Genomic DNA, 20425 nt, shown 5'->3' on the forward strand with positions numbered 1-20425 from the left:
GTACAGGGTTAGTTGATCTTGGGCCGAGGATCGTCGGCGGGGTCGATGTAGGTGATGCCAAACGGTCCGATGGCGTTGATCTGCACCACCGTTTCTTCCTCGGTCCAAGCGAAGTGTGCCATGCCGGTTGGAAGCTGCACGAAGCTCCCGGCGGGCAGGATCGGGGCGGCGGACTTGTCGTGAACCTTGCCGGACCCCACACCGAAGCCGCCCGAAATCACCGTGACATGCTCTTCTTCGGGATGGAAGTGCGGCGGGATGATATATCCGGCGGGCAGCTTCAGACGCATGACGAACGGTGCTTTTTCAGCCGGACTGCCGTGCAGTACTGCAAACTGGGCACCTGCAGGCAGGGTCGGAGGACCGGGTTGGAATACGACCTCCCCCGACGAGACCACCTTGTGATGGATATCCCCGTCATGCGCGCTGATCGTTCCAGCCACCGCGAGGGCGACGGCTACGCCGACAGCCGCCGACAGGGGCACGACCGGATTGTAGAGAGTTTGTTTCATCTGTATCTTCCTTCATTGTGAACGGCCGTACCACTTGGCGAATTTTGCTTTTCGCAAGTGGCGCGGAAACCGGTTTGTTCCGGTTCATCGGAATACTAGAAACCATTTGCAGACACGGCCGTGGAAACCGACGTGGAAATCCGCATGGAATCGTTAGGCCCAGTTGCCGAAACCAGCACCCGGCTTGCGATCCGGACGCTCGGCCGTTTGCAGGTTTTCCATCACGGTTGCTCTGTGGAATTGCCTCAATCACGCAAATTGCGGGCGCTGCTTGTCTACTTGGCGGTTGCCGCCCACCCCGTGGGACGCAGCCGCCTTTGTGAACTTCTCGGCGACGTCGCAAGCGATCCGCGCGGCGAGCTGCGTTGGTATCTGAGCAAACTGAGAACTGTTCTGGACCGCTCAGGACGTCGGCGGGTCGTGGGTGAAGACGACATGGTTAGCCTCGACCTGAGCGATGCCGAGGTTGATGCAGTCCAGATAGAGAGCGTGGTGCGGGCCGGTCTAGACGCGGCAGACCTTGACGTTTTGCGTCGGAGCGCCGCCCGGTTTGTCGGCGATTTCGCCGAGGGGTTGGACCTCAACCGGAGCCCGCAGCTCGACCATTGGCTAACAACGCAGCGTGCCCGTTTTCGTTCTTGCCATGCCGCGATTCTCGACCAGTTGATCGGGCGCCTGCCCATGAACGATCCCGAGGCGCGGCGGTTGGCGGAGGCGTGGGTTGCCCTGGCGCCGTTTGACCCGCGCGCCCACCACGTGCTGATGGCCGCGTCTGGGCCTTTCGAAGCTGAGTGTCATCTTGCGTCGGCCGAGCGGTTGTTCGAAGCGGAGGGCCTGGATCTTGCACCACTGCGGCAGGCGGCGCGCGCGCTGGGGTCCGCACCGGCGGTGGTGCGCGCGCCGGAATCCAGCGCGTCGCCCCCACTCTCAGCCGTGCCCGAGCAGCGACCGTTCCGGATATCGCTTGCCGTTATGCCATTCCACGAACCGGGTATCGCCCCCAACCATTCGGGGCTTGGGGGCAGCCTGACCCGCGATATCATAACCCGGCTTGCAAAGTTGAGATCGCTCTTCGTAATCGCACAGGGCTCGGTTTTCGCTCTGGCCGAGCGCGGCATTGGTCCTGAGGAGGCGGGGCAGCGCCTTGACGTCGGCTACGTTGCCAGCGGCGCCGTGCGGCGGCGTCGCGGACGCATTGTCGTGGACGTGGAACTCGTGGAAGCACGGACCGCTCGCATTGTCTGGTCCGACGTCTATGAGACAGTCGAAGCTGAAGCCTTCGACATCTTGGACAAGATTGGCGATATGATCGTCTCTGCCATCGTCAGCGAAGTCGAGACGGCCGAGAAGAACAGGGCCGTCCTCAAGCCGCCTGATACGTTAAACGCCTGGGAGGCCCATCATCGCGGATTGTGGCACATGCACCGTTTCACCCGGGAAGATAACCGACAGGCGCAACACTTCTTCCACAAATCGATCGAGGCCGATCCGACTTTCTCCCGCGCCTATTCGGGGCTTTCCTTCACGCATTGGCAGAACGCCTTCCAAAGCTGGAAAGACAGCCGCATTGAAGCCGACCTCGCATACGATGCGGCGGGTCGTGCCCTGATGGCCGATGACCACGATCCGTCGGCTCATTGGGCGATGGGCCGCGCGCTCTGGCTGCTCCGCGACGAAAGTCAGGCGATAGACGAACTGCAGCAAGCGGTGGACATCAGTCCGAATTTCGCCATGGGGCACTACGCGCTTGCTTTCGTGCAATCGCAATCCGGCGATCCTGTGGCGGCAATTGGGTATGCCGATCTCTCGCGCCAGCTCAGCCCGTTCGACCCGCTGCTTTTTGCCATTCTGGGTGCCAAGGCGATGGCCTTTGTGCGGCTCGGTAGATACGAGGAGGCTGCGGACTGGGCGCTGAAAGCGGTCGCGCGTCCCAACGCGCACATCCTGATTCAGCAGATTGCTGCGTTCTGCCTTGTACTTGCCGGCCGTATCGAGGAGGGGCGGGTTATCGGTGCGGCAATCCGACGTACGCGACCGGGATACAAAGTCGACGAATTCCTATATGCGTTCAAATTTTCCGCTGACGCCGAGGTTATCTTCAGGCGTGCTGCAAGGGAACTGGGGCTCGATTGATTCAGCACCGAATGAATGCGGCCGATCTGTCGTGGTCGTCGTCCCACCGCAAATAGTGCCGCTCAACGTTAATTTTCACGAGGGCCTCGCCCAGATGCCGCCGCCAGTGGCTTGATCGCATGCCCTGACCCTCAGCCCAATGGGAGCGAGCTGCGCCCCGACCGCGTCGGGATCCGCCCTCCATCATCTTCCCAAAGGGCGATACAGATTTCGCTCGGCGCAGGTATCAGCCTCTGCTTGTTGCCGGATTCCAATTTCTGCACGAAGGATTCCAATTGGTCGAAGTTTGTTGAGAAACGTTTCATGACGTACTTCCTTTTTCACAAGATCAGTCCGATATCTCGCGTTGCAATCTCTGGCCCCCTGCGCGCGCAAACCATCGGCTAGTATGGAGAGCGCGATAGGGCTATCTCCTGTTACGCTGCCTGCCGTAGGTGATCGCGGGGTGTTTCCAACGGAGCAACTAATGGTTGGGATGGCGCTATCTTCGCTCTGTGCTGCAACATCGCGTCAACGACTTGTGGAATCTCGGCACGCCTAATTCCAATGTCGGCAAGCAATTGATCATTGAGACTATCAAGCACCATTATCGTTCTGCGTCGCTGCCAACTCTTGACCAAGGCTGCGATTATTTTTCTTAGAATCCCCGTTCTTGCGGGCGTTCCGCCCGAAGTCGAATTTACACGTTGGAATTGTGATTTTTTGAGATAGAACATGCCGATCTCCTATGCCAAGAACTGTGGCGCCACGCTACTGACCCAGCGTTAAGGTGGAGGATGCGTGACTTATGAATGATGGGGAGATTTCCCGGAACGGCGGCGACCAGATAGATCGGCGCGGCCCGGGATTACGGGCAGTTCAGGAGGGATCCTGCGTAGATCAGAAACCTCTTATTTTGGCCAAGTTTCAACATGCCTCATATATGGCCATCACGGGCGGGTATTCAACTGATCGGGGCTATATGGGTGCGTTGCCAGGGAAAAATAGAAAGGCGGTCATCTAGCACCCGGCCAAGACAGGACCATCAGGCCTCTTCGAACCGAATTGGATGGGCTCCTTTCCACAGGACGGCGTTGCCCAGCCGGGGCAAATTTTCCAAGCCAGAAGTCAAGGTAATGAAGTGGTTTCCGGCCAACTGACCCATCTTCGACGAAAAATCGACCCCGCCATAGGCCAGCAAGATTTCGGTTTCGCTGATGCCGCCCGGATACAACACAATATGGCCTGGCGCCGGATGGCTGGTGTGGTTTTCGTAGCCCACGCCAAAATCCTCGTCGCCCAAGGGCACCCAAACGCCTTCACCGCTCCAGCGGACATGCACGATTTGACTCTCGTAGGGAAGGCGCGCACGGAAAGCGGCTACTGTATTGGGTGCTTTTTCCGTTTCAAATACTCCGCCAAACACAAACTCCCCGGCGGTAATCTTCAATTTATCGCTCATTTTGGCTCCTTATCACCAGTGGGACAGCAGCGCCAACTTCCCTGAGCGCCTTGCTTATCCTGGGAATCTCATTGCCGCATTTCGAGCTTATCGTTTTGGTGATATCGGATACTAGAACTTCGTCCTCGTGATCGACCGCGCCCCTCAGATAGTGGATTTCACCATTGCCAATTTGAACAGGACTGCGTTTGGTCGTGGCCCGCCAAAGGCTACAACTGCCCAGCCTGCCTCAAGACGGTTTCTTCTGATGGAATGCCCTCGAAAAAACCTCTCCAGAGCCGGGGTCGGCGCTGGAGAGGCTTCGTTCGAGTAGGCTAAATGTTAGCCGATCTCACGCACCCAGAGATCGACCAGTTCGTCCTTCTGCGGCAGGACGGTTCCCCAGTCCAATTCGCGGATGCTGTTAACCGTGTCCGCTCCCATAAGCAGCTTCTCTTCGAGGTCTGCGGGCGCTTCGACCTTGCTGTTCGTCGGGCTGTAGAGGCCCTTGAGGAACTTCGACTGGTAGGACGCACTAAGCGCGTTGTTTACCCAGGCAATAGCGCCGTCGACGTTTTGGCAGGTCTTTGGAATCTGGAAGCCGGTCCGCTGGCCCCATAGACCTTCCTTCGGCGTTGCCCGGCCAAGATTGAGGCCTGAGTCGATCAGCTGTTGGCCACGGTGACTGTAGAACAATGCGGCGTCGACCTCCTGCTGCTGGAACAGGCTTCGACCTTCCGACACGTTCTTGTAGACCTTGAATTTCTTCAAGCTCTTGATGGCCTCGATCCCGGGCTTGAGGTCGGTCGCGCTGCCGCCGTGCAGCATTGCGGCAATATAAAGGAACGTCATGCCATAGGCCTGAGAGATGTGCGGCACGCCGACGACGATGTCGTTCGTCCAGAGGTCCATCCAAGATTCGACGTTAGGTAGCTTGGATTTGTCGTGAACGAGTGCGTACTGGTAAACAATCGCACCGTAGTTGGCAGTTTCAGGCGGAAGCGAGCTGGAATAGACGTCTTTGGCGTTTGGCATCTTTGACGTCATATTGTCCAGCCAGAGGTCCTTACCCTGGAATGCAATAGGGTTGTCGAGCGTGACAACATCGTAGACTGGGCGATCGCGTGCCGCGATGAGCTTGGGCAGCATTTGCACGTCATCCTCGACAGTGAAGACGACTTCAATGTTATGTGCGGCCTCGAATTCAGGGATAATATCCTGGCGCAGAATTTCCTCGTAGGCGCCACCAAAGCACTGAAACTGCAGCTTCGTTTTAGCCTGCGCAAATACGGGCTTGGATATCAACGGCAGTGCGCTGACGCCAAGCGTGCCTCCTATGAACTGGCGGCGATTGAGATCAAATTTGGATGTCATTCTAGAATACTCCTTTTGTTGGGATGGTGGGTAGAGAGGTCACTTCGCAAGGACACGATCGAGCCCGAATATCCGCTGAAGAAGCGTAACCAGCACAAAGGCTGATAAGATTAGAATTGTGGATATTGCTGCAATTACAGGTTCAACCGAGAATTCAATATAGTTATAGATTCTTATTGGGAGAGGCATTATTTCGGGATTACTAAAGAAAAGGGACATTGTTACTTCGTCGAAACTCACGATGAATACAAAAGCGAGGCCCGCGCAGATCGAGGGCACGATTAAAGGCAGCAGCACGCGAAATAGGATGCGGGCTTTGCTGGCACCGAGGGTTTCTGCCGCCTCAAGCACAGAAACCGGCACACTTTCCAGTCCGGCAGTGACTGTACGAATAAAGAAGGGAACGGTAATCAGGATATGGCCCACGATGATGCCAAAGAGCGGCGCGTCGAGGCCGGCGGCGTAGTATATCTGAAGCAAAGCAATTCCAGATACGATGGCCGGCAGGATCAGCGGTGCCACGACCACGCTGCGAAGTAGGGTTTGCGTCCGCGGCGACCCCATGCGCAGGCCAAGCGCCGTCGGTATGCCGATGAGGGCTGCGCCCGCCATAGTTGCCGCCGCAATCAGCAGACTATCGAAAAATGCTTGGACAAAACCGCCTACCGACATTGCTTCGACGTACCAGCGAAGCGTAAATCCACGGGGCGGGAAGGTCACGAAGTCGGTTTGAGTGAAGGAACTGCCCACGATGATGATCAGTGGTGCAATCAGGAAGATGATGGCAACCCAGGCAATTGCGGAAATGAAGCGTTGAAACATCTCACTTCTCCCGGAACATGAAGCCGTGCAGGAGTATGACGGCGAAGTTCAAGGTCAGCAGGACGAAGACCAGAGCCGAGCCCACCGGCCAGTTCATGGAGAAGGTAAATTTTTGGTAGATGATCGTACTGATAGTCGAAAAGCGGTTTCCGCCCAGCAATTGTGGAGTCACGAAGGCGCTGATCACAGTGCAGAAGACAAGTAGGCTGCCAGCGCCGACCCCCTGAAGGCAAAGTGGAATGTGGATCTTTACGAGTGTCCGCAGAGAACCCGCGCCCAGACTTTCCCCGGCCTCAATCAAGGAGGCGTCAAGTTTTTCCATCACACTGACGAGGCTGATGACCATGAGCGGCAAACTCAGGTGAATAAGCCCAATAGCGACTGAGAAAAAGTTATTGTTTATCGGCAACGGTTCGGAGATCAGCCCAACGGCATCGAGCGCTTTGTTGATAACGCCATTGTCGCCCAAAAGGACCAGCCACGCGTAGGTCCGCACAACGATATTCACGAGCAAAGGCGTCATCGTCAGGATCAGTAGAATAGACTTGGTGGTCTTGCCCCCCTGCACAATGCGCATCGCCAGCGGATACCCAAGCAGCAGCGAGAAAACTGTGACGAAAATTCCAAGCCCGACAGTCTGCGCGAGCAGGCCGAGATAGTAATTGTCCGTCAGAATGGAAACATAATTCTGGAGGCCGAGGTCAGGCACATACAATTGTGAGGAACTGTATCGCGTAAGGCTAAGCCAGAAGATGTACACATAAGGCGCCAGCAAGCAGAGTCCATAGAACGTGGCGATTGGCGCCAGCAATGCCGACATCTGGCTACGTGTCGGTTTGCGCAGACCTTCCGCGCTGGGCCGGTAGCTCGTTGTGTCCGGGATTGCGCTTGTGGTCATGCTTCCTTCCTAAATCGAGTGGAGCGCGTGTGTGAACGAGTCAATCGCCGGGTAGCCATGTGCCGGCATCAGGTGCGGCTGTAAGCCGGACAGGGGCTCCGGTAACGAACTCGGCTGCACGGCCGACCGGCAACTGGGCTCGGAATTGCAGTTCGCCACATGCGATGACTAGATCGAGCGCCATTCCATTCGGCCGCATCGACACTAGGCGGTAGGCAGAATCTTCTTTGGACGGGAAAACCTCGAGGCTATGCGCGGGAAGCAGGAGCTTCGCTGTTTCGCGATCAACACCGTCCGGTGCGGCGGCCTCGACTTCGACGCCTCCGGGAAGTTGAACGATCCATTTTCCTCCCTCCACGCGCGTGCTGCCGGACAGGAGATTTCCTGCATCGATGAACTCCGCCACCCACGCCGTCGCAGGCATGGAGAAGAGCTCCGAGGGTGTGGCGATTTGCTGAATTTTCCCATCGCGCATGACGACAATTCGATCTGCCATCGCAACGGCCTCATCCTGATCGTGCGTGACGAACATCGCGGTAATCCCAAGACTGCGTTGCAGCTCCTTCAACTCGAACTGCATCCGCGTACGCAACTGTTTGTCGAGGGCACCAAGAGGTTCGTCGAGCAGTAACAGAGAAGGCTCGAATGCTATTGCGCGAGCTAGGGCGACTCGCTGCTGCTGTCCGCCCGATAGGGCCTTTGGGCGACGATCCGCAAGCTCGGCCAGCCGGACCTTTTCGAGAGCGGCCATCGCCCGCGTACTGATTTCGGGTTTCGTTAGTCGTCGACACTCAAGCCCAAAGGCCACGTTCTGACGCACCGTCATATGGGGAAACAGCGCATAGTTCTGAAAAACTATACCGATGTTCCGATGCCGAGGCGGCAGATTGGCCACATCCTTGCCATTCAAAACGATCCGGCCGTCCTGGGGAACGTTGAGCCCGGCAATCACACGGAGCAGGGAGGTCTTTCCACACCCTGATGGTCCCAAGAGTGCAATGAACTCGTTCGCGCCGACCTCGAGCTTGATGTTGTCGAGCGCCACTACATCGCCGTAGCGGAGACTCAGTTGTTCGATCCTCAGCATGTCGGGTGCCGACCGCAATTCGGTTGCCGAGTGCTGCCAACACCCCTCCGGCACCTGTCCTTGATCATCGAACATATTCTTTTCACTCATTCAGTTGGGATTCCCCGATGTGCCTGGGATTCCACGCTGCTTCACAAAGCTAGAGGCTAGTTTATCGATCTGTCAACACTTTGGTATGACTACAGTAGCAAGGGTCATGATTTTAACGCTATGACGATAATTCTGCCAGAGAATTGCGGAAAATCCCCACATTACAGAAAGAATAGTCCTTTAGCTTGAAAAAGTGTTGACATTTCTAGGCAGTCCGCCTGTTATCGAAGGGCGCGTCTCCATTGGGCGCAAGATCGTAGAACCTTGAGGTCAAGATGATTGTGATCTCCTCGCCCAACCGGGTATTGGCGACATCATCTTGCTCGCGACGGTCGACTTTGGGAGGCGATCATGATTGAGGGCTCGCTCGACTGGCTGAAGCAAATCGGCGGCAGGCCGGACGGCATGAGTGTGGATGCTTCCGGTATGCTTACCCTGACGGGGGTGCCGGTTGACAGACTAACGTCGCTTTATGGCTCTCCGCTTTTCGTCACCACAGAACAGGTCATCCGCGAGAACGTTCAACGGTTGCGCGACGCGTTTAGTAGTCGTTGGCCAACCGGCGCCGAAATCTTCTATGCGATTAAGACGAACAACTGCCTCGCGATCCGTTCCTTGTTATCGCAGGAAGGCGTGGGTGGAGAATGTTTTGGCGATATCGAGTATCGCGCAACCTGCGAAGCTGGTGTCTGCCGCGAAAACATCATTCTTAACGGCAGCGACAAGACCGAAAGCGCTCTTGCCGCAGCGGTACAAGGCAACTCGATCATCAACATCGACAGTCTGGACGAGATAGCCGTGCTGTCCCGGCTTGCGACCGCCAAACGCCCGGTAAGGGTGAACATCAGGTTACGGCTGGCTCCAAAGGAGCTTGATACTTTCGGTGCAAGCTTTTTTAAGACCGGTAGTTCGGCAAGTGAAAGCTTGCTGTCGGCCAAATGGGGATTTTCCGAGGATGCGGCAAGCGACGTCATCCTCGCTCTCCGGGATGATCCAAAGTTCGACCTCCTCGGGTATTCTGCCCATGTTGGTCGATTTACCAACGATCCTGCCGCCTTCCATGTAGTGGGGCAGGAGTTGGCGCGTTTTACGACAGCTATGAAAGCGCGTGTTGGGTTCTGGCCACGGGTGATCGACCTTGGCGGCGGATGGCCTCGTCTCAGAGAACCTGAATCGCGCGCATCGGAGGTCAATCCACATGACATCGAGGACTATGCCGAGGCCATGACGTCTGCGTTGCGGGCAGGGCTCCATGGCCCCTTGCCGCGACTCTTTCTCGAACCCGGCCGCTACCTGGTCGGAAATGCCGTCGTCCTTTTATCCACTGTAACCACAACCCGATCTGATGTTGGCCGGAAATGGATCCATGTGGACGCCAGTACGAATCTTCTGATGCGGATCGAGACAAGCCGAAGCTGGTACAATTTGCTCCCGGCTTCGCGAATGACTGCACCCCCCAGGAATGTGGCGACCGTCGTCGGGCCGACCTGCATTCCCTCTGTTCTGGGTATGGATCGGCCCATGCCCGACCTTCAACGCGGCGATATCGTAGCGATCCCGGATGCCGGAATGTATGCCGAGGTACTGGCATCGCAGTTCAACGGCATGCCCAGACCGGCTGGCATCATGATTGCCCCGGATGGCAATATCGATCTTGTCCGGCGGCGTGAAACCTACGAAGACATCTATCGTAATCACAAGATTCCCCAACGTTTCGCCGAACAGAGCGCCGCCGCACGCAAGAGCTTGCCATGAACGGCGCAGAGACGCTTGCGAGAGAGCGCATCTTCAGTGATCGCCTGACAGTTGATGCCAAGGGCATGTTATGTATTGGCGGCGCCTCTGTCGGTGACCTTCTGCAGCGCTTCGGTTCGCCGCTGGTGGTCGGTGTCGAGGAAACGCTTCTGGCAAACTTTGAGCGTATTCGAGACGCCATTGGCACCGCTTGGCCCGGTCCGAGCGCAATACTCTACTCGACCAAGAGCAATGACACGCTCGCCTTTCGTCACCTGCTGTCCCGAGCGGGCGCGGGGGGTGACTGCTTTGGCGAGGGTGAGCTACGGTCCACGCTCGATAGCGGGGCAGATCCGTCGAGGGTCGCGCTCAACGGCAGTGACAAGACGGCGGAGCTTATTGATCTGGCGCTTGTGCATGGGGTCACAATCAACATCGATGCCGCAGATGAAGTCGATCTGATCGTCGCAGCGATTGCGCGAACGGGATCTCCCGCGCGAGTGAACATCCGCCTAAAAGTTCTCCCCGACGAACTAGGGCCCTACATGGGCGGATCGACACAAAGGCACGGCCAGGGTATTGCCTCCGTGCGGCGCGCAAAGTGGGGGCTTGGCCCAGACGCTGCGCAGCAGATAGCCGCCCGGCTACAGCAGACCCAAGGTCTGGAGCTGACTGGTTTTTCTGTCCATATCGGCCACCTTTCCAACCGACCCGAGGCATTCGCTTCGATCGCAACTGCATTTGGGGCCACGGTCCGCAAGATTTGCGAAAAACTAGACCTGCGCCCGAGCATTCTTGACCTCGGCGGAGGATGGGCAAGAGAGCGCGAACCCGAACAGCGCGGCGTGCCCATCGAACGGGTGACGGTTGAAACGCAAGTTAAGGCAGCCTGTGATGCGCTGACCAGTGCCCTCGGTCCCTTGGCAGACCCCGTCGAAGGGCCGGTACCCGAGCTCTGGGTCGAACCTGGACGCTACATCTGCGGAAACGCTCAGGTTCTGCTCGCTACCGTGGGATCGGTTAAGGAGGACTGTGGATTCCGCTGGGTCAATGTGGATATCAGCACCAACAACCTGATGCGGATCGAGACGGGGGCTTTTGAATATCAGACATTGCCCGCAAGCAGGATGCACGACCTTTGCACAACCGCTCAGGAAATCGTCGGAAGAACCTGCTTCCGTTCGGTCGTTGGTGCCGGCCGGTTGTTGCCGAAGCTGGTGCGCGGCGACCTTGTCGCCATTCTAGATGCCGGCATGTACGCAGAAGTCTTTGCGACTCAATTCAACAGCATGCCACGCCCGGCAGCCGTACTAGTTGGGACCAAGGGCGAGATTGAACTTGTTCGCGTCCGGGAAACACTGGCCGACGTGTTCGCGCATCACCGTGTACCCGGTCGCCTTAAATGGCCTGAAAAGGAGTAAGAAGGTATGGAGAGATCGCCCCGGTTCCTGACTGACCCGATATCGGAAAAGCTATTAGAAAGCCTTGTCGCTCTCGCCGCTGAGGTAAATGTGCTGCGTGACCGTGTCGCGCGGCTCGAAGCGCAGGCGGACGGTACCGAATTGCCAGACGGTTTTGAAAGCGCCGATAGCTTTGTCACCTCGGTCTTTGGCGGCGCTGCAACGATGGCCGCTAAGTAAGGAGGAGACGAATCATGGCCATTGCCCGCCCCCTGGAACCGAAACTGGATACGGCGACCGCGTCGTATCAGAACTTTATCGGTGCGTTCCGCAAACTCTGGTCTGGACCGATCTACCGTGAACTGCGCAAACAGGCCGAAGCGTTGCCCGATCAGTCTTCGGACAACTACGCCAGTTTTGAAGCACACCTAGTGCGCCTACCGTTGCACCAGCTTTTCGGGTGGCTTGAATACAATCTCCAGCAGATGAAGTACCTCGGAGCCTACGGAATTATTCCGATGGTGGAAGGGCAGCGTGCGGCGCTGGAGAAGGCGTTGATGCAGCCCGTTTCCGACGGGATGCTGCGGCTCGCCACCGACATTCGGCTGCCGGACTACTATAAAGAGACGGATTTCCACCACCACCCTGGCGGACTAAGAGAGAATCCATTGGCTGGAATCGTCTACCGCGCAAGTGCGGGTGCATCAGGCGGCGTCGTCGGACGTGCCGGGTTGCACCGGCTCTTTGCCAGCGAAGTCACAGCAGATCGGACTTTTGCGCGCGTCCTGGACATTGGCTGCGGTTTTGGTCGCAGCACGCTGGCCTTTGTAAGGACGGGTGCCGAGACAGAGGTTGTGGGGATCGATCTCTCTGACGCTTGCCTGCGTCTCGCGGCGCTTCTCGCCATGGATCTGCCCGAGGGCGGTCGCTCATCCTATATTCAGGCGGATGGTGCAGACGTGCCGCAGCCTGATGAAAGTTTTGATCTGGTAACCTCGACGATGCTGCTGCACGAATTGCCGGCCGACGCGACCCGGGCTATGACGGCGGAGGCCTTTCGGCTACTGGCTCCGGGCGGAGAGGTCGCTCACCTGGATTTCCTCCCGCCTGAGGACAACTTTCTTCGTGCGCTTTACTTTGGGCATTCTCGCCGCAATGCAGAGCCCCACATGCGCGATCTGGCCGCGATGGACCTGCGCGGTGATTTTGAAGCAGCCGGGTTTACAGATTTCACGGTCACACCCTTTGACGAAAATGGTACGGCAGGCAGTGACGGTTGGCGTCTGCCATGGGTCATCATTCGCGCGAGGAAACCGGAATGAGCACCTTGGCAACTCCTATCCGGCGCGGCTTTGTCGATGTGCCTGGCGGTCAGGCGCATTACCGCTATGCCCTACCCGAAGGCGCCGGCCTGGATGACATCCCACTTGTCGTGCTGCATCCGTCCCCAGGTTCGGGTCGGATGATGGCGAAGTTTGTTCGGGCGATGGCGAAAACCGTTCCGGTCTATGCGCTCGATACGCGCGGTAACGGTGATTCGGACCCCTTGCCCGGGACGCCGACTATAGCGGATTTCGCAACAGCAACTTGGGAGGCAATTGATGCCCTTGGGTTTGATCGTATACGCCTGCTGGGAACCCACACCGGCGCTAGCATCGCTACCGAGGCTGCCAACCAGCGGCCTGAACGGGTGTCAGAACTGATCATCGACAATATGGGGCTATGGTCGGACAAGAAGAAGAAGACACATTTCGAGCGCAACTCGCCAAAAGTGTCGCCCGACATGATGGGCAGTCAATTAAACTGGGCCTGGCATTATTGCCGTGACCAGTATCTTTTTTCGCCGTGGTACGAGCCGACGGTTGCCAACCGCCGGAATGTCGACTTGCCAGAGCCTCAGGTGTTGCACGAACTCGTCGTTGAGGTGCTCAAAGCGCTCGGGACCTACCATATGTCTTACTCTGCAGCGGCGAACTTCGACAAACGCGACGCCCTGGCGCGCGTGTCGGTGCGTACGCTTGTCAGTTCGAACGAACGCGATCCGCTTATGGTTCATCTGGATGAAGTTCATGCTTGCGTATCGGGATCGGTACGAAAGGTCGTGGGGGATCTGGAAACCGAAGACGGCGCGGCCGTCTCGGCCGAGATTTATGCCTCGTTTCTGAAGCGATAGGACCGCAAAAGTCGGATGCATGAAGGGCTGCTGTCATTCCTCCACTCGGTTGTTCAGCCAGTGGCCGCGCTCTTGGCGGTTCGCGGCCCCGGCTATCCTATCATTTGGTTATCTGGGCGATTTGATTTAGTCCGCCGCACCTTTGGGTGAGGTACGGGGCGTGATTGTGTTCTGGTCAAGGCGCTCCAGAGCCGATTTAAAAATAGACAAGAAGTCGCGCGCCAGATGGCTGGGAGTGCGACTGGAAGGAAAAAGCGCCCAAAGCCTGAATTCTACTCTGGGCTTAAACGGCAGCACGGCAATCTCTCGATCATCAAACTCATAGGTGCTGAAGGGATCGACGACGGATACGCCAGCGCCGTATGCCACGAACGCGCAGGCGGCCTCTGATTGCTCGGTTTCAATCTGTATTCTTCTAGTTACGCCGAGATTGTCGAATACCTTGTCCACGCCGAAACGTGAACGGTCATCGCGACCCAAGGATATGAAGGGTTCGCGCACTAGGTCCCTGGCATGAACGGACTTCAACCTCGACAAATGATGATTGCGGGGCACCGCGCAGACGCCGGACATCCTGAAGAGTTCTTCGCTGGTTACTCCGGGGTGTTCCCCGGAAAGCAAGCCGATTCCAATGTCGACGTTGTTTGCTGCCACCCAATCAATAAGTGAGCGAGATCGTCTGCTTTCCACAGTGACACGAACGTCGGGCCGAACCTGGCAATATTCCGACACCACCCTTGGCAGGAACCGCGACGCCATTGCCGGAAAGGCCGCTATTGTCAGTTTGCCCCAGTTTCGGTCCCTTATACCCTCTGCTACCCGCGCAATCTTCTCCAACCCGGTAAACATTCGATCGGCCTCGGCAAAGAGCGTCTCCGCTTCAGAGGTCGGATAGACACGGCCGTGCTTTCGCTCAAAAAGTTTAAAGCCACAAATACCCTCAAGGCTCTTAAGCTGTTGGCTGATCGCCGGCTGGGAAACGTTAAGCATTTCAGCGGCACCAGTCACGCTGCCGCACCGCATGACACTAACGAAAGCTTCCAGTTGGCGTGCGTTTACCTTCATTAGAGTACCTTATGATGTTTGGCTAAAAACTAATTAGACTTTATGGGATGTGACTGCAAGGATCAAAACTTCCCAGGGCCAGTCCGCTGGTGCCTCGATCAATTGCTAGGAGGGAGGAAGGTATGAAGTCGATAAAGAAAGAACTATCGATAGGGGCGGCGACGAGTGCGATAGCGCTCGCTGCTTTCACGATGCAGGCGCAAGCTGCCGAGAGCCTAACGGTGGCTTTCTATGGTGGTAGCTGGGGTGAAGCCATCCAATCTTGCATGGTTGACCCTTTTGTAGCGAGCACGGGCATCCAAGTGACGCCGGAGCCGGGCGTGTCGAGCGTAACACTTGCCAAACTTAAACAGCAGAAAGGCGACCCGGTCATTGACGTCGCTTGGCTGGACGGCGGTGTATCCGAGCTAGCCGCCGCCGATGATCTGGTTGCAGCATTAGATCCAGCCAAAGTTCCGGGCGTTTCAGGAGTGATCGACGAAGGCGTATATCGTACCGCCGATGGACAGGTCTACGCGCTCAGCACAGGATATTATTCCTTGGGTCTGGTCTACAACACCGATGATGTTAAGAATCCGCCGGAAAGCTGGTGGGACTTATGGGGCCCGGATTATGCAGGCCTTGTTACGCTACCCAGCCCGGCAAACGCCATGGGCGTGCCGTTGTTCGTCCTGATCAACCAGCTTGCTGGCGGCACGATGGACAACTTTGATCCAGGTGTTGCGAAGATGAACGAGTTGGAAGTCTCGTCCTATTTTGATGCTTCCGGAAATGCGACCAACAGCTTCCAAAGCGGCGAAGTAATTGCCGGAGCCCACTACGCAAACGCCGCCTGGGCGATGGCTGACAAGGGCCTCCCGCTTCGCTATGCCGTTCCCAAGGAAGGCGCGCCTTCAGGCGACATCCGCGTGCATATAGTTAAGGGAACAAAGTCCATGGAGGCGGCGGAGAAGTTCGTCGATTTCGTTGTCGCCAAAGAGCAGGCAACCTGCATGACCAATCGGCTTTATGTCGGTCCGGCAACCGCAGGTATTACGCCGACGCCCGAGGCGCAGGAGCGCTTGCCCTGGGGCGCTGATGGTTCTGTGAAAAATCTAGCCCTTTTCGATTGGGATGAAATCAACGCCAATCGGGACCGGATCACAGAAATATTCAACCAGAAAGTCGCCGGAAAATAGAAAAGCTCTGCGGGCGGCGGCGCCGATGACGTGTCTGCCGTCCGCATCATTTTCTCTCCTGGCGTCTTTAAATTTCAATCATTCCGAGGCTTTTGATGGGCGAACCAATTATCAAGGTTGACCGTCTGACAAAGCGCTATGGCAGCGTGACTGCCTTGGCAGAGGTCAGTGCGCAGGTTCAGCCGGGAGAGTTTCTCGCTCTTCTTGGACCGAGCGGTTGCGGGAAAACGACGCTTTTGCGCCTTATCGCCGGCTTCATAGATCCGTCCGAAGGCGAAATCGTGATTGAGGGCGTTAGCATGAATCGCGTGCCGCCCGACCAGCGCCCCGTTAACACTGTTTTCCAGAATTACGCACTTTTTCCGCACCTCACCGTTCGCGACAACCTCGCCTTTGGTCCAAGACGAAAGCGTGTAGCGCGCGAGGAGATTGATAAACTGGTGGCCGAGGCGCTCGAAATGGTTGGTATGGAAGCCTTTTCCAAGCGCTATCCCAGTGAGCTTTCGGGGGGGCAGCAACAACGTATCGCGCTGTCCAGGGCCATCATTAACAAACCTAAGGTGCTTTTGCTTGATGAGCCGCTGGGCGCTTTGGATCTGAAGCTGCGCAAGCGGATGCAGATTGAGCTGAAGCGCCTGCACGAACAGCTGCGTATGACCTTCATCTATGTAACGCACGACCAGGAAGAAGCTCTCGTGATGGCCGATCGCATCGCCGTTATGGGTGAGGGCAGGATAGTCCAACTGGGTACGGGCCAGGAGATTTACCGGGAGCCGAACTCACGTTACGTCGCGGACTTTATTGGCGATGCCAATCTTCTGGATTGCGAAATTGATCACGAAGGCTGGCTGCGGCTTGGCGACGCAACTGGGGAGCGCCTTTTCCGGCCTGCCGAGGCAGGCGACCAACGGCGCGTCACACTCATGGTTCGGCCAGAGCATGTAAAGCTCGGCGAGCCCAAGGCTGAATCCGAGGCTGTGCTGCTGAAGGGCAGGCTCCGTGATCTCATCTTTGTCGGTAGCGGCACGAAATTCGTGGTGGCCCTCGATTCCGGCCACGAGATCGTGGCCGAATCGTCCTCCAATGCTTTGTCGGAGCAATTGGAACAGGGCGCTGAAATCACTCTCCACTGGCGCGCGGAGCACGCGCGTGTTCTCAACAAATGACACATTTGGAAATGCACTGATGACAAAGCAGACACACACCGTTCTTACCCCAACCGGCACATTGGGCTATGGCTTTGGGGCTGAGGCATTTGCCCGCGGTATGGCTATGAGTCCTGACGTTATCGCCGTCGATGCAGGCTCGACCGATCCCGGCCCTCACTATCTCGGCTCCGGCGAGCCCCTTGTATCGCGGATCAGCGCGAAGCGGGAGCTGACCCAAATGATCAAAGCGGGCCGGGCGGCCGGAATTCCTGTGATTGTTGGTAGTGCAGGCGGTGCCGGTTGCAAGGCGCATGTCGATTGGACCGTGGAGATCGTCCGGGAGATTGCGAGAGAATCCAACCTCCATTTTAAGCTGGCTACGATCTATTCGGATGTGTCCCGCGAAAGGCTTGCCGAGGCACTTAGCCGAAATGAGGTGAAGGACTTCGAGGCAGGCTTTCAATTGACCCCGGAAATGGTCAAGCAAGCTGGTGCCATTGTCGCGCAGATGGGCCATGAACCGATTGTTGAAGCGCTGAAAGCCGGGGCTGAAGTCGTCATCGCCGGGCGCGCTTGCGACGACTGCGCAATTGCCGCGCACCCAATTTATAGCGGCGCCGATCCGGCACTCGCAATTCACATGGGCAAGATCTTGGAGTGCGGCGCCTTTTCCGCCGAGCCCTTTGCGATGGATGTGATGCTCGGCATTTTGCAGCCGGGGCACTTCGAGTTGGAGCCCGGTAGCCCGAACAGACGCGCTTCAGTCACCTCTGTGGCGGCCCATTCGCTCTATGAGCGCGAGAACCCATTTTTGCAAGCTGGTCCAGGGCATCAGCTCGACCTAAGCGCGTGCACCTTTGAACAGTCCGGCGAGCGCCGGGTCCGTGTCACGGGTGCGCAGTTTCTGGAGGACGAGGACTATTGGGTGAAACTGGAGGGCGTTCGGCAGACCGGATACAGGACGATCTGTGTTGCCGGTATTCGCTGCCCGACCTTGATCGCGCGGCTGGATGAGCTGTTGGAGCAAGTCCGCGTGGAGACCCTGGAGTACTTTGACGATCCGAGCCTGCACATTGGCTACACTGTCTATGGCCGCGACGGTGTGATGGGAGCGTTGGAACCTCAAACCGCCATTTCCTCTCAGGAGATTGGGTTGGTGATCGAAGCGATCGCCGGGGATCAGGCCCTCGCACGGGGCGCCTGCCATCATGTCAGCGGGGGGCTTCTCCATCTTCACTATGATGGGCTGTACAACACCTCGGGTAACCTCGCGTTCCTCTACTCTCCGTCAGAGATCGATGCGGGCCCGGCTTTCGAGTTCTCCATCTATCATTTGATGAAGGTGACAAGCCCGACCGAGCTCTTTCCTTTGCATCTGGAGGATCTGTGACATGTCTGGTCAACCGCAAAAACTTCGGGAATTGGCAAAGATCGTGCGCAGCAAGAACGCTGGGCCCTTTCGCCTGACCTTCGATATTCTTTTTGCCGACAGAAAAGCCTTCGAGGTCGTCCGTGACGCAAAGGCGATTACCCGGGAAGCCGTAGCCCGCGCTTACAAGATCAGAGAGGACCAAGTTTCCTCGATCTATGAAATCCCAACGGGAAACGCCTTCAAAGTGACGCTCCACCGACCCGTGGTCCAAGGGGCAATGGGAGAAACAGACGTTTACGGGTGCCAGCAGCACGTCCCGCTGTTGGACCTTCCTGTAGCGAGAGGATAAACGGGTCATGCGCATCACGCGGATGTGGGCGATTTTTCTGCTTGGTGTTCCCGTAGCCTTGCTTATCGCCTACTTCATCGTCCCCTTTACCGTGGTTGCGATAACCAGCCTCCAGGCGGAGGATGGCTCTTGGACGCTCGCGAATTATGCGAGGCTTGTCGGTGATTCCTACTATCTTGAAACACTCTTACTGACTTTCGAGGTTTCGCTTTGGGTTGTGGTGTCCACGTTCCTGGTCGGCTATCCGCTTGCCTATTTCATGACCTTCGTGGTGCGCAACAGGCTGCTCCGTCGTCTTTTCTACGTGATCGTCGTTGTTCCGCTCTTCACCAGTAACATCGTGCGTGCTTTTGGCTGGATGGTGTTGCTCGGCCGCAAGGGCATGGTGAACGACATTCTCTTGAGCCTTGGTTTAATTGACCGACCCATGCAGCTGCTGTTCAGCAAGGTCAGCATCGTCATCGGGCTGAGCTACATCATGACGCCCTTCATGGTGCTCACCATCGCCAGTGTCTTGCAGAATATCGATCGATCCTTGCAGGAGGCATCACGCGATCTGGGAGCCGGTGCCTTCGAGACTTTCCTGAAGGTGACTTTTCCGCTGAGCCTGCCTGGCGTGGTTGCCGGTTCGTTGATCGTCTTCACGCTTTCTGTCAGCGCTTACGTGACGCCGGCCATATTGAGTGGCGGTAAAGAGATTGTAACCTCCATGCTGATCTTTCAGCAGTACGCCTCGGTCTTCAATTTCCCCTTTGGCGCGGCGCTGGCTGTCGGCCTCTTGCTGACAACGCTCCTCTTGATCTCGCTTTATCTGCTGGCCGTCGAGAAGAAGGTGAAATCAACATGAGCCGCTTGAAGCCCAGGTATAGTTCCGATCGTTTTGGTGGCCTGTTGCTCAGTGGCTTTGCGTGGCTGGCAATCGCTTATATGGCTTTGCCGCTGGTGGTCATCGTATCGATTTCCTTTACCGAGACCGCCTACCTCAAGTTTCCGCCACAAGGCTTTACGTTGCGCTGGTACACGCAGTTCCTGTCTGACCCTTCTTATGTTAGTGCAATCTGGTTGAGCGCCAAGTTGGCCATCATGGCGACAGCGATCGCCCTTTTGCTGGGCGTGCCGGCGGCGCTAGTGCTCTCGCGGGTCTCCTTTCCCGGCAATACGGCTATCGCAGCCCTTTTCCTTTCCCCCCTGATTCTGCCGGTAATCGTGATCGGCGTTGCCATTCTCCAGTATGCATCGGCGTTGGGTTTTGCGCGTACTTTCGGGGCGCTTCTCGCAGGGCATGTGGTGATCGTCATCCCCTATATCGTGCGCACCTGCTTGGCTTCGCTTTCTGGCCTCGACCGGTCATTGGAGGAGGCGTCCCAGGACCTTGGCGCATCGCCGCTTGAGACCTTCTTCTTGGTGACCTTGCCTCAGATCAAGCCGGGCGTGATCGCCGGGGCTGTCTTCGCCCTGATTATCTCCTGGATCAATGTGGAACTCAGCATCTTCAACACGACAGCGAACCTGGTGCCGATTCCGGTCAAGCTCTTCAACTACATTCAGTACAGCGTTGATCCAATGATTGCCGCGGTGTCCGCGACAACCATCTACGTGGCGATCGTCGTCGTCGCGGCTCTCGATTTCATGGTCGGCCTGGACAAAGTGACCGCCAGCCGATGACCCAC

General features: G+C 57.1%; 20 protein-coding genes. 12 read left to right on the plus strand and 8 right to left on the minus strand.

The window, feature by feature from the left end:
- Positions 1-8 precede the first annotated feature (8 nt).
- Positions 9-512 carry a cupin domain-containing protein gene (locus ABIE63_RS06315; RefSeq protein ID WP_354503613.1) on the minus strand — a complete coding sequence of 168 codons (504 nt, stop codon included), beginning with the start codon at positions 510-512 and terminating at the stop codon, positions 9-11.
- Between the two features lie 144 nt (positions 513-656).
- Here ABIE63_RS06315 and ABIE63_RS06320 point away from each other — a divergent pair, with 144 nt between their 5' ends.
- Positions 657-2645, plus strand: coding sequence for a hypothetical protein (locus ABIE63_RS06320; RefSeq protein ID WP_354503614.1), 1989 nt, complete (start codon positions 657-659; stop codon positions 2643-2645).
- 416 nt (positions 2646-3061) lie between these two features.
- Here ABIE63_RS06320 and ABIE63_RS06325 read toward each other — a convergent pair whose 3' ends face one another.
- The 6 genes from ABIE63_RS06325 to ABIE63_RS06350 all read right to left on the minus strand — a co-directional run bounded on the left by ABIE63_RS06325 (position 3062) and on the right by ABIE63_RS06350 (position 8336).
- A complete protein-coding gene (locus tag ABIE63_RS06325) occupies positions 3062-3361 on the minus strand; it encodes a DUF1127 domain-containing protein (protein ID WP_354503615.1) in 300 nt (99 codons plus the stop codon).
- Between the two features lie 308 nt (positions 3362-3669).
- Positions 3670-4086 (minus strand): DUF3830 family protein, encoded by a 417-nt coding sequence (locus ABIE63_RS06330; protein WP_354503616.1) that lies wholly within the window; start codon positions 4084-4086, stop codon positions 3670-3672.
- 321 nt (positions 4087-4407) lie between these two features.
- Positions 4408-5439: an extracellular solute-binding protein gene (locus ABIE63_RS06335; protein ID WP_354503617.1), complete on the minus strand. Its 1032-nt coding sequence runs from the start codon at positions 5437-5439 to the stop codon at positions 4408-4410.
- Between the two features lie 39 nt (positions 5440-5478).
- Positions 5479-6261 (minus strand): ABC transporter permease, encoded by a 783-nt coding sequence (locus ABIE63_RS06340; protein WP_183415122.1) that lies wholly within the window; start codon positions 6259-6261, stop codon positions 5479-5481.
- 1 nt (position 6262) lies between these two features.
- Positions 6263-7159 carry an ABC transporter permease gene (locus ABIE63_RS06345; protein ID WP_354503618.1) on the minus strand — a complete coding sequence of 299 codons (897 nt, stop codon included), beginning with the start codon at positions 7157-7159 and terminating at the stop codon, positions 6263-6265.
- Positions 7160-7199: 40 nt separating this feature from the next.
- The gene (locus ABIE63_RS06350) at positions 7200-8336 is read right to left on the minus strand and encodes an ABC transporter ATP-binding protein (protein ID WP_354503619.1); all 1137 of its coding nucleotides are present in this window, start codon (positions 8334-8336) and stop codon (positions 7200-7202) included.
- Positions 8337-8687: 351 nt separating this feature from the next.
- Here ABIE63_RS06350 and ABIE63_RS06355 point away from each other — a divergent pair, with 351 nt between their 5' ends.
- Genes ABIE63_RS06355 through ABIE63_RS06375 form a run of 5 tightly spaced genes read left to right on the plus strand, consistent with a single transcriptional unit; the run spans position 8688 to position 13643 of the window.
- Positions 8688-10091 (plus strand): hypothetical protein, encoded by a 1404-nt coding sequence (locus ABIE63_RS06355; RefSeq protein WP_354503620.1) that lies wholly within the window; start codon positions 8688-8690, stop codon positions 10089-10091.
- On the plus strand, positions 10088-11491 hold the full coding sequence (locus ABIE63_RS06360; RefSeq protein ID WP_354503621.1) for a hypothetical protein: 1404 nt from the start codon (positions 10088-10090) through the stop codon (positions 11489-11491). Before ABIE63_RS06355 ends, ABIE63_RS06360 begins: the two co-directional genes overlap by 4 nt.
- A gap of 6 nt (positions 11492-11497) precedes the next feature.
- Positions 11498-11710, plus strand: coding sequence for a hypothetical protein (locus ABIE63_RS06365; protein ID WP_183415127.1), 213 nt, complete (start codon positions 11498-11500; stop codon positions 11708-11710).
- A gap of 14 nt (positions 11711-11724) precedes the next feature.
- On the plus strand, positions 11725-12792 hold the full coding sequence (locus tag ABIE63_RS06370; RefSeq protein WP_354503622.1) for a class I SAM-dependent methyltransferase: 1068 nt from the start codon (positions 11725-11727) through the stop codon (positions 12790-12792).
- Positions 12789-13643 (plus strand): alpha/beta hydrolase, encoded by an 855-nt coding sequence (locus tag ABIE63_RS06375; RefSeq protein WP_354503623.1) that lies wholly within the window; start codon positions 12789-12791, stop codon positions 13641-13643. Before ABIE63_RS06370 ends, ABIE63_RS06375 begins: the two co-directional genes overlap by 4 nt.
- Positions 13644-13769: 126 nt before the next feature.
- Here the strand turns inward: ABIE63_RS06375 and ABIE63_RS06380 are convergent, their stop codons facing one another.
- The gene (locus ABIE63_RS06380) at positions 13770-14708 is read right to left on the minus strand and encodes a LysR family transcriptional regulator (protein ID WP_183415130.1); all 939 of its coding nucleotides are present in this window, start codon (positions 14706-14708) and stop codon (positions 13770-13772) included.
- Positions 14709-14830: 122 nt separating this feature from the next.
- Here ABIE63_RS06380 and ABIE63_RS06385 point away from each other — a divergent pair, with 122 nt between their 5' ends.
- The 6 genes from ABIE63_RS06385 to ABIE63_RS06410 all read left to right on the plus strand — a co-directional run bounded on the left by ABIE63_RS06385 (position 14831) and on the right by ABIE63_RS06410 (position 20420).
- Positions 14831-15886 (plus strand): extracellular solute-binding protein, encoded by a 1056-nt coding sequence (locus tag ABIE63_RS06385; RefSeq protein WP_354503624.1) that lies wholly within the window; start codon positions 14831-14833, stop codon positions 15884-15886.
- Between the two features lie 95 nt (positions 15887-15981).
- Entirely contained in the window at positions 15982-17052 is a 1071-nt protein-coding gene (locus ABIE63_RS06390) for an ABC transporter ATP-binding protein (protein ID WP_183415131.1), read from the plus strand.
- 19 nt (positions 17053-17071) lie between these two features.
- Entirely contained in the window at positions 17072-18424 is a 1353-nt protein-coding gene (locus ABIE63_RS06395) for an acyclic terpene utilization AtuA family protein (protein WP_354503625.1), read from the plus strand.
- A 1-nt stretch (position 18425) separates the two neighbouring features.
- Positions 18426-18755, plus strand: a complete 330-nt coding sequence (locus ABIE63_RS06400) for a DUF4387 domain-containing protein (protein WP_354503626.1) — start codon at positions 18426-18428, stop codon at positions 18753-18755.
- Between the two features lie 7 nt (positions 18756-18762).
- Positions 18763-19602, plus strand: a complete 840-nt coding sequence (locus ABIE63_RS06405) for an ABC transporter permease (protein WP_183415134.1) — start codon at positions 18763-18765, stop codon at positions 19600-19602.
- Positions 19599-20420: an ABC transporter permease gene (locus ABIE63_RS06410; protein WP_354503627.1), complete on the plus strand. Its 822-nt coding sequence runs from the start codon at positions 19599-19601 to the stop codon at positions 20418-20420. Before ABIE63_RS06405 ends, ABIE63_RS06410 begins: the two co-directional genes overlap by 4 nt.
- Positions 20421-20425 lie beyond the last annotated feature (5 nt).

Source organism: Limibacillus sp. MBR-115, from assembly GCF_040549425.1.
GTDB lineage: Bacteria > Pseudomonadota > Alphaproteobacteria > Kiloniellales > CECT-8803 > Limibacillus > Limibacillus halophilus.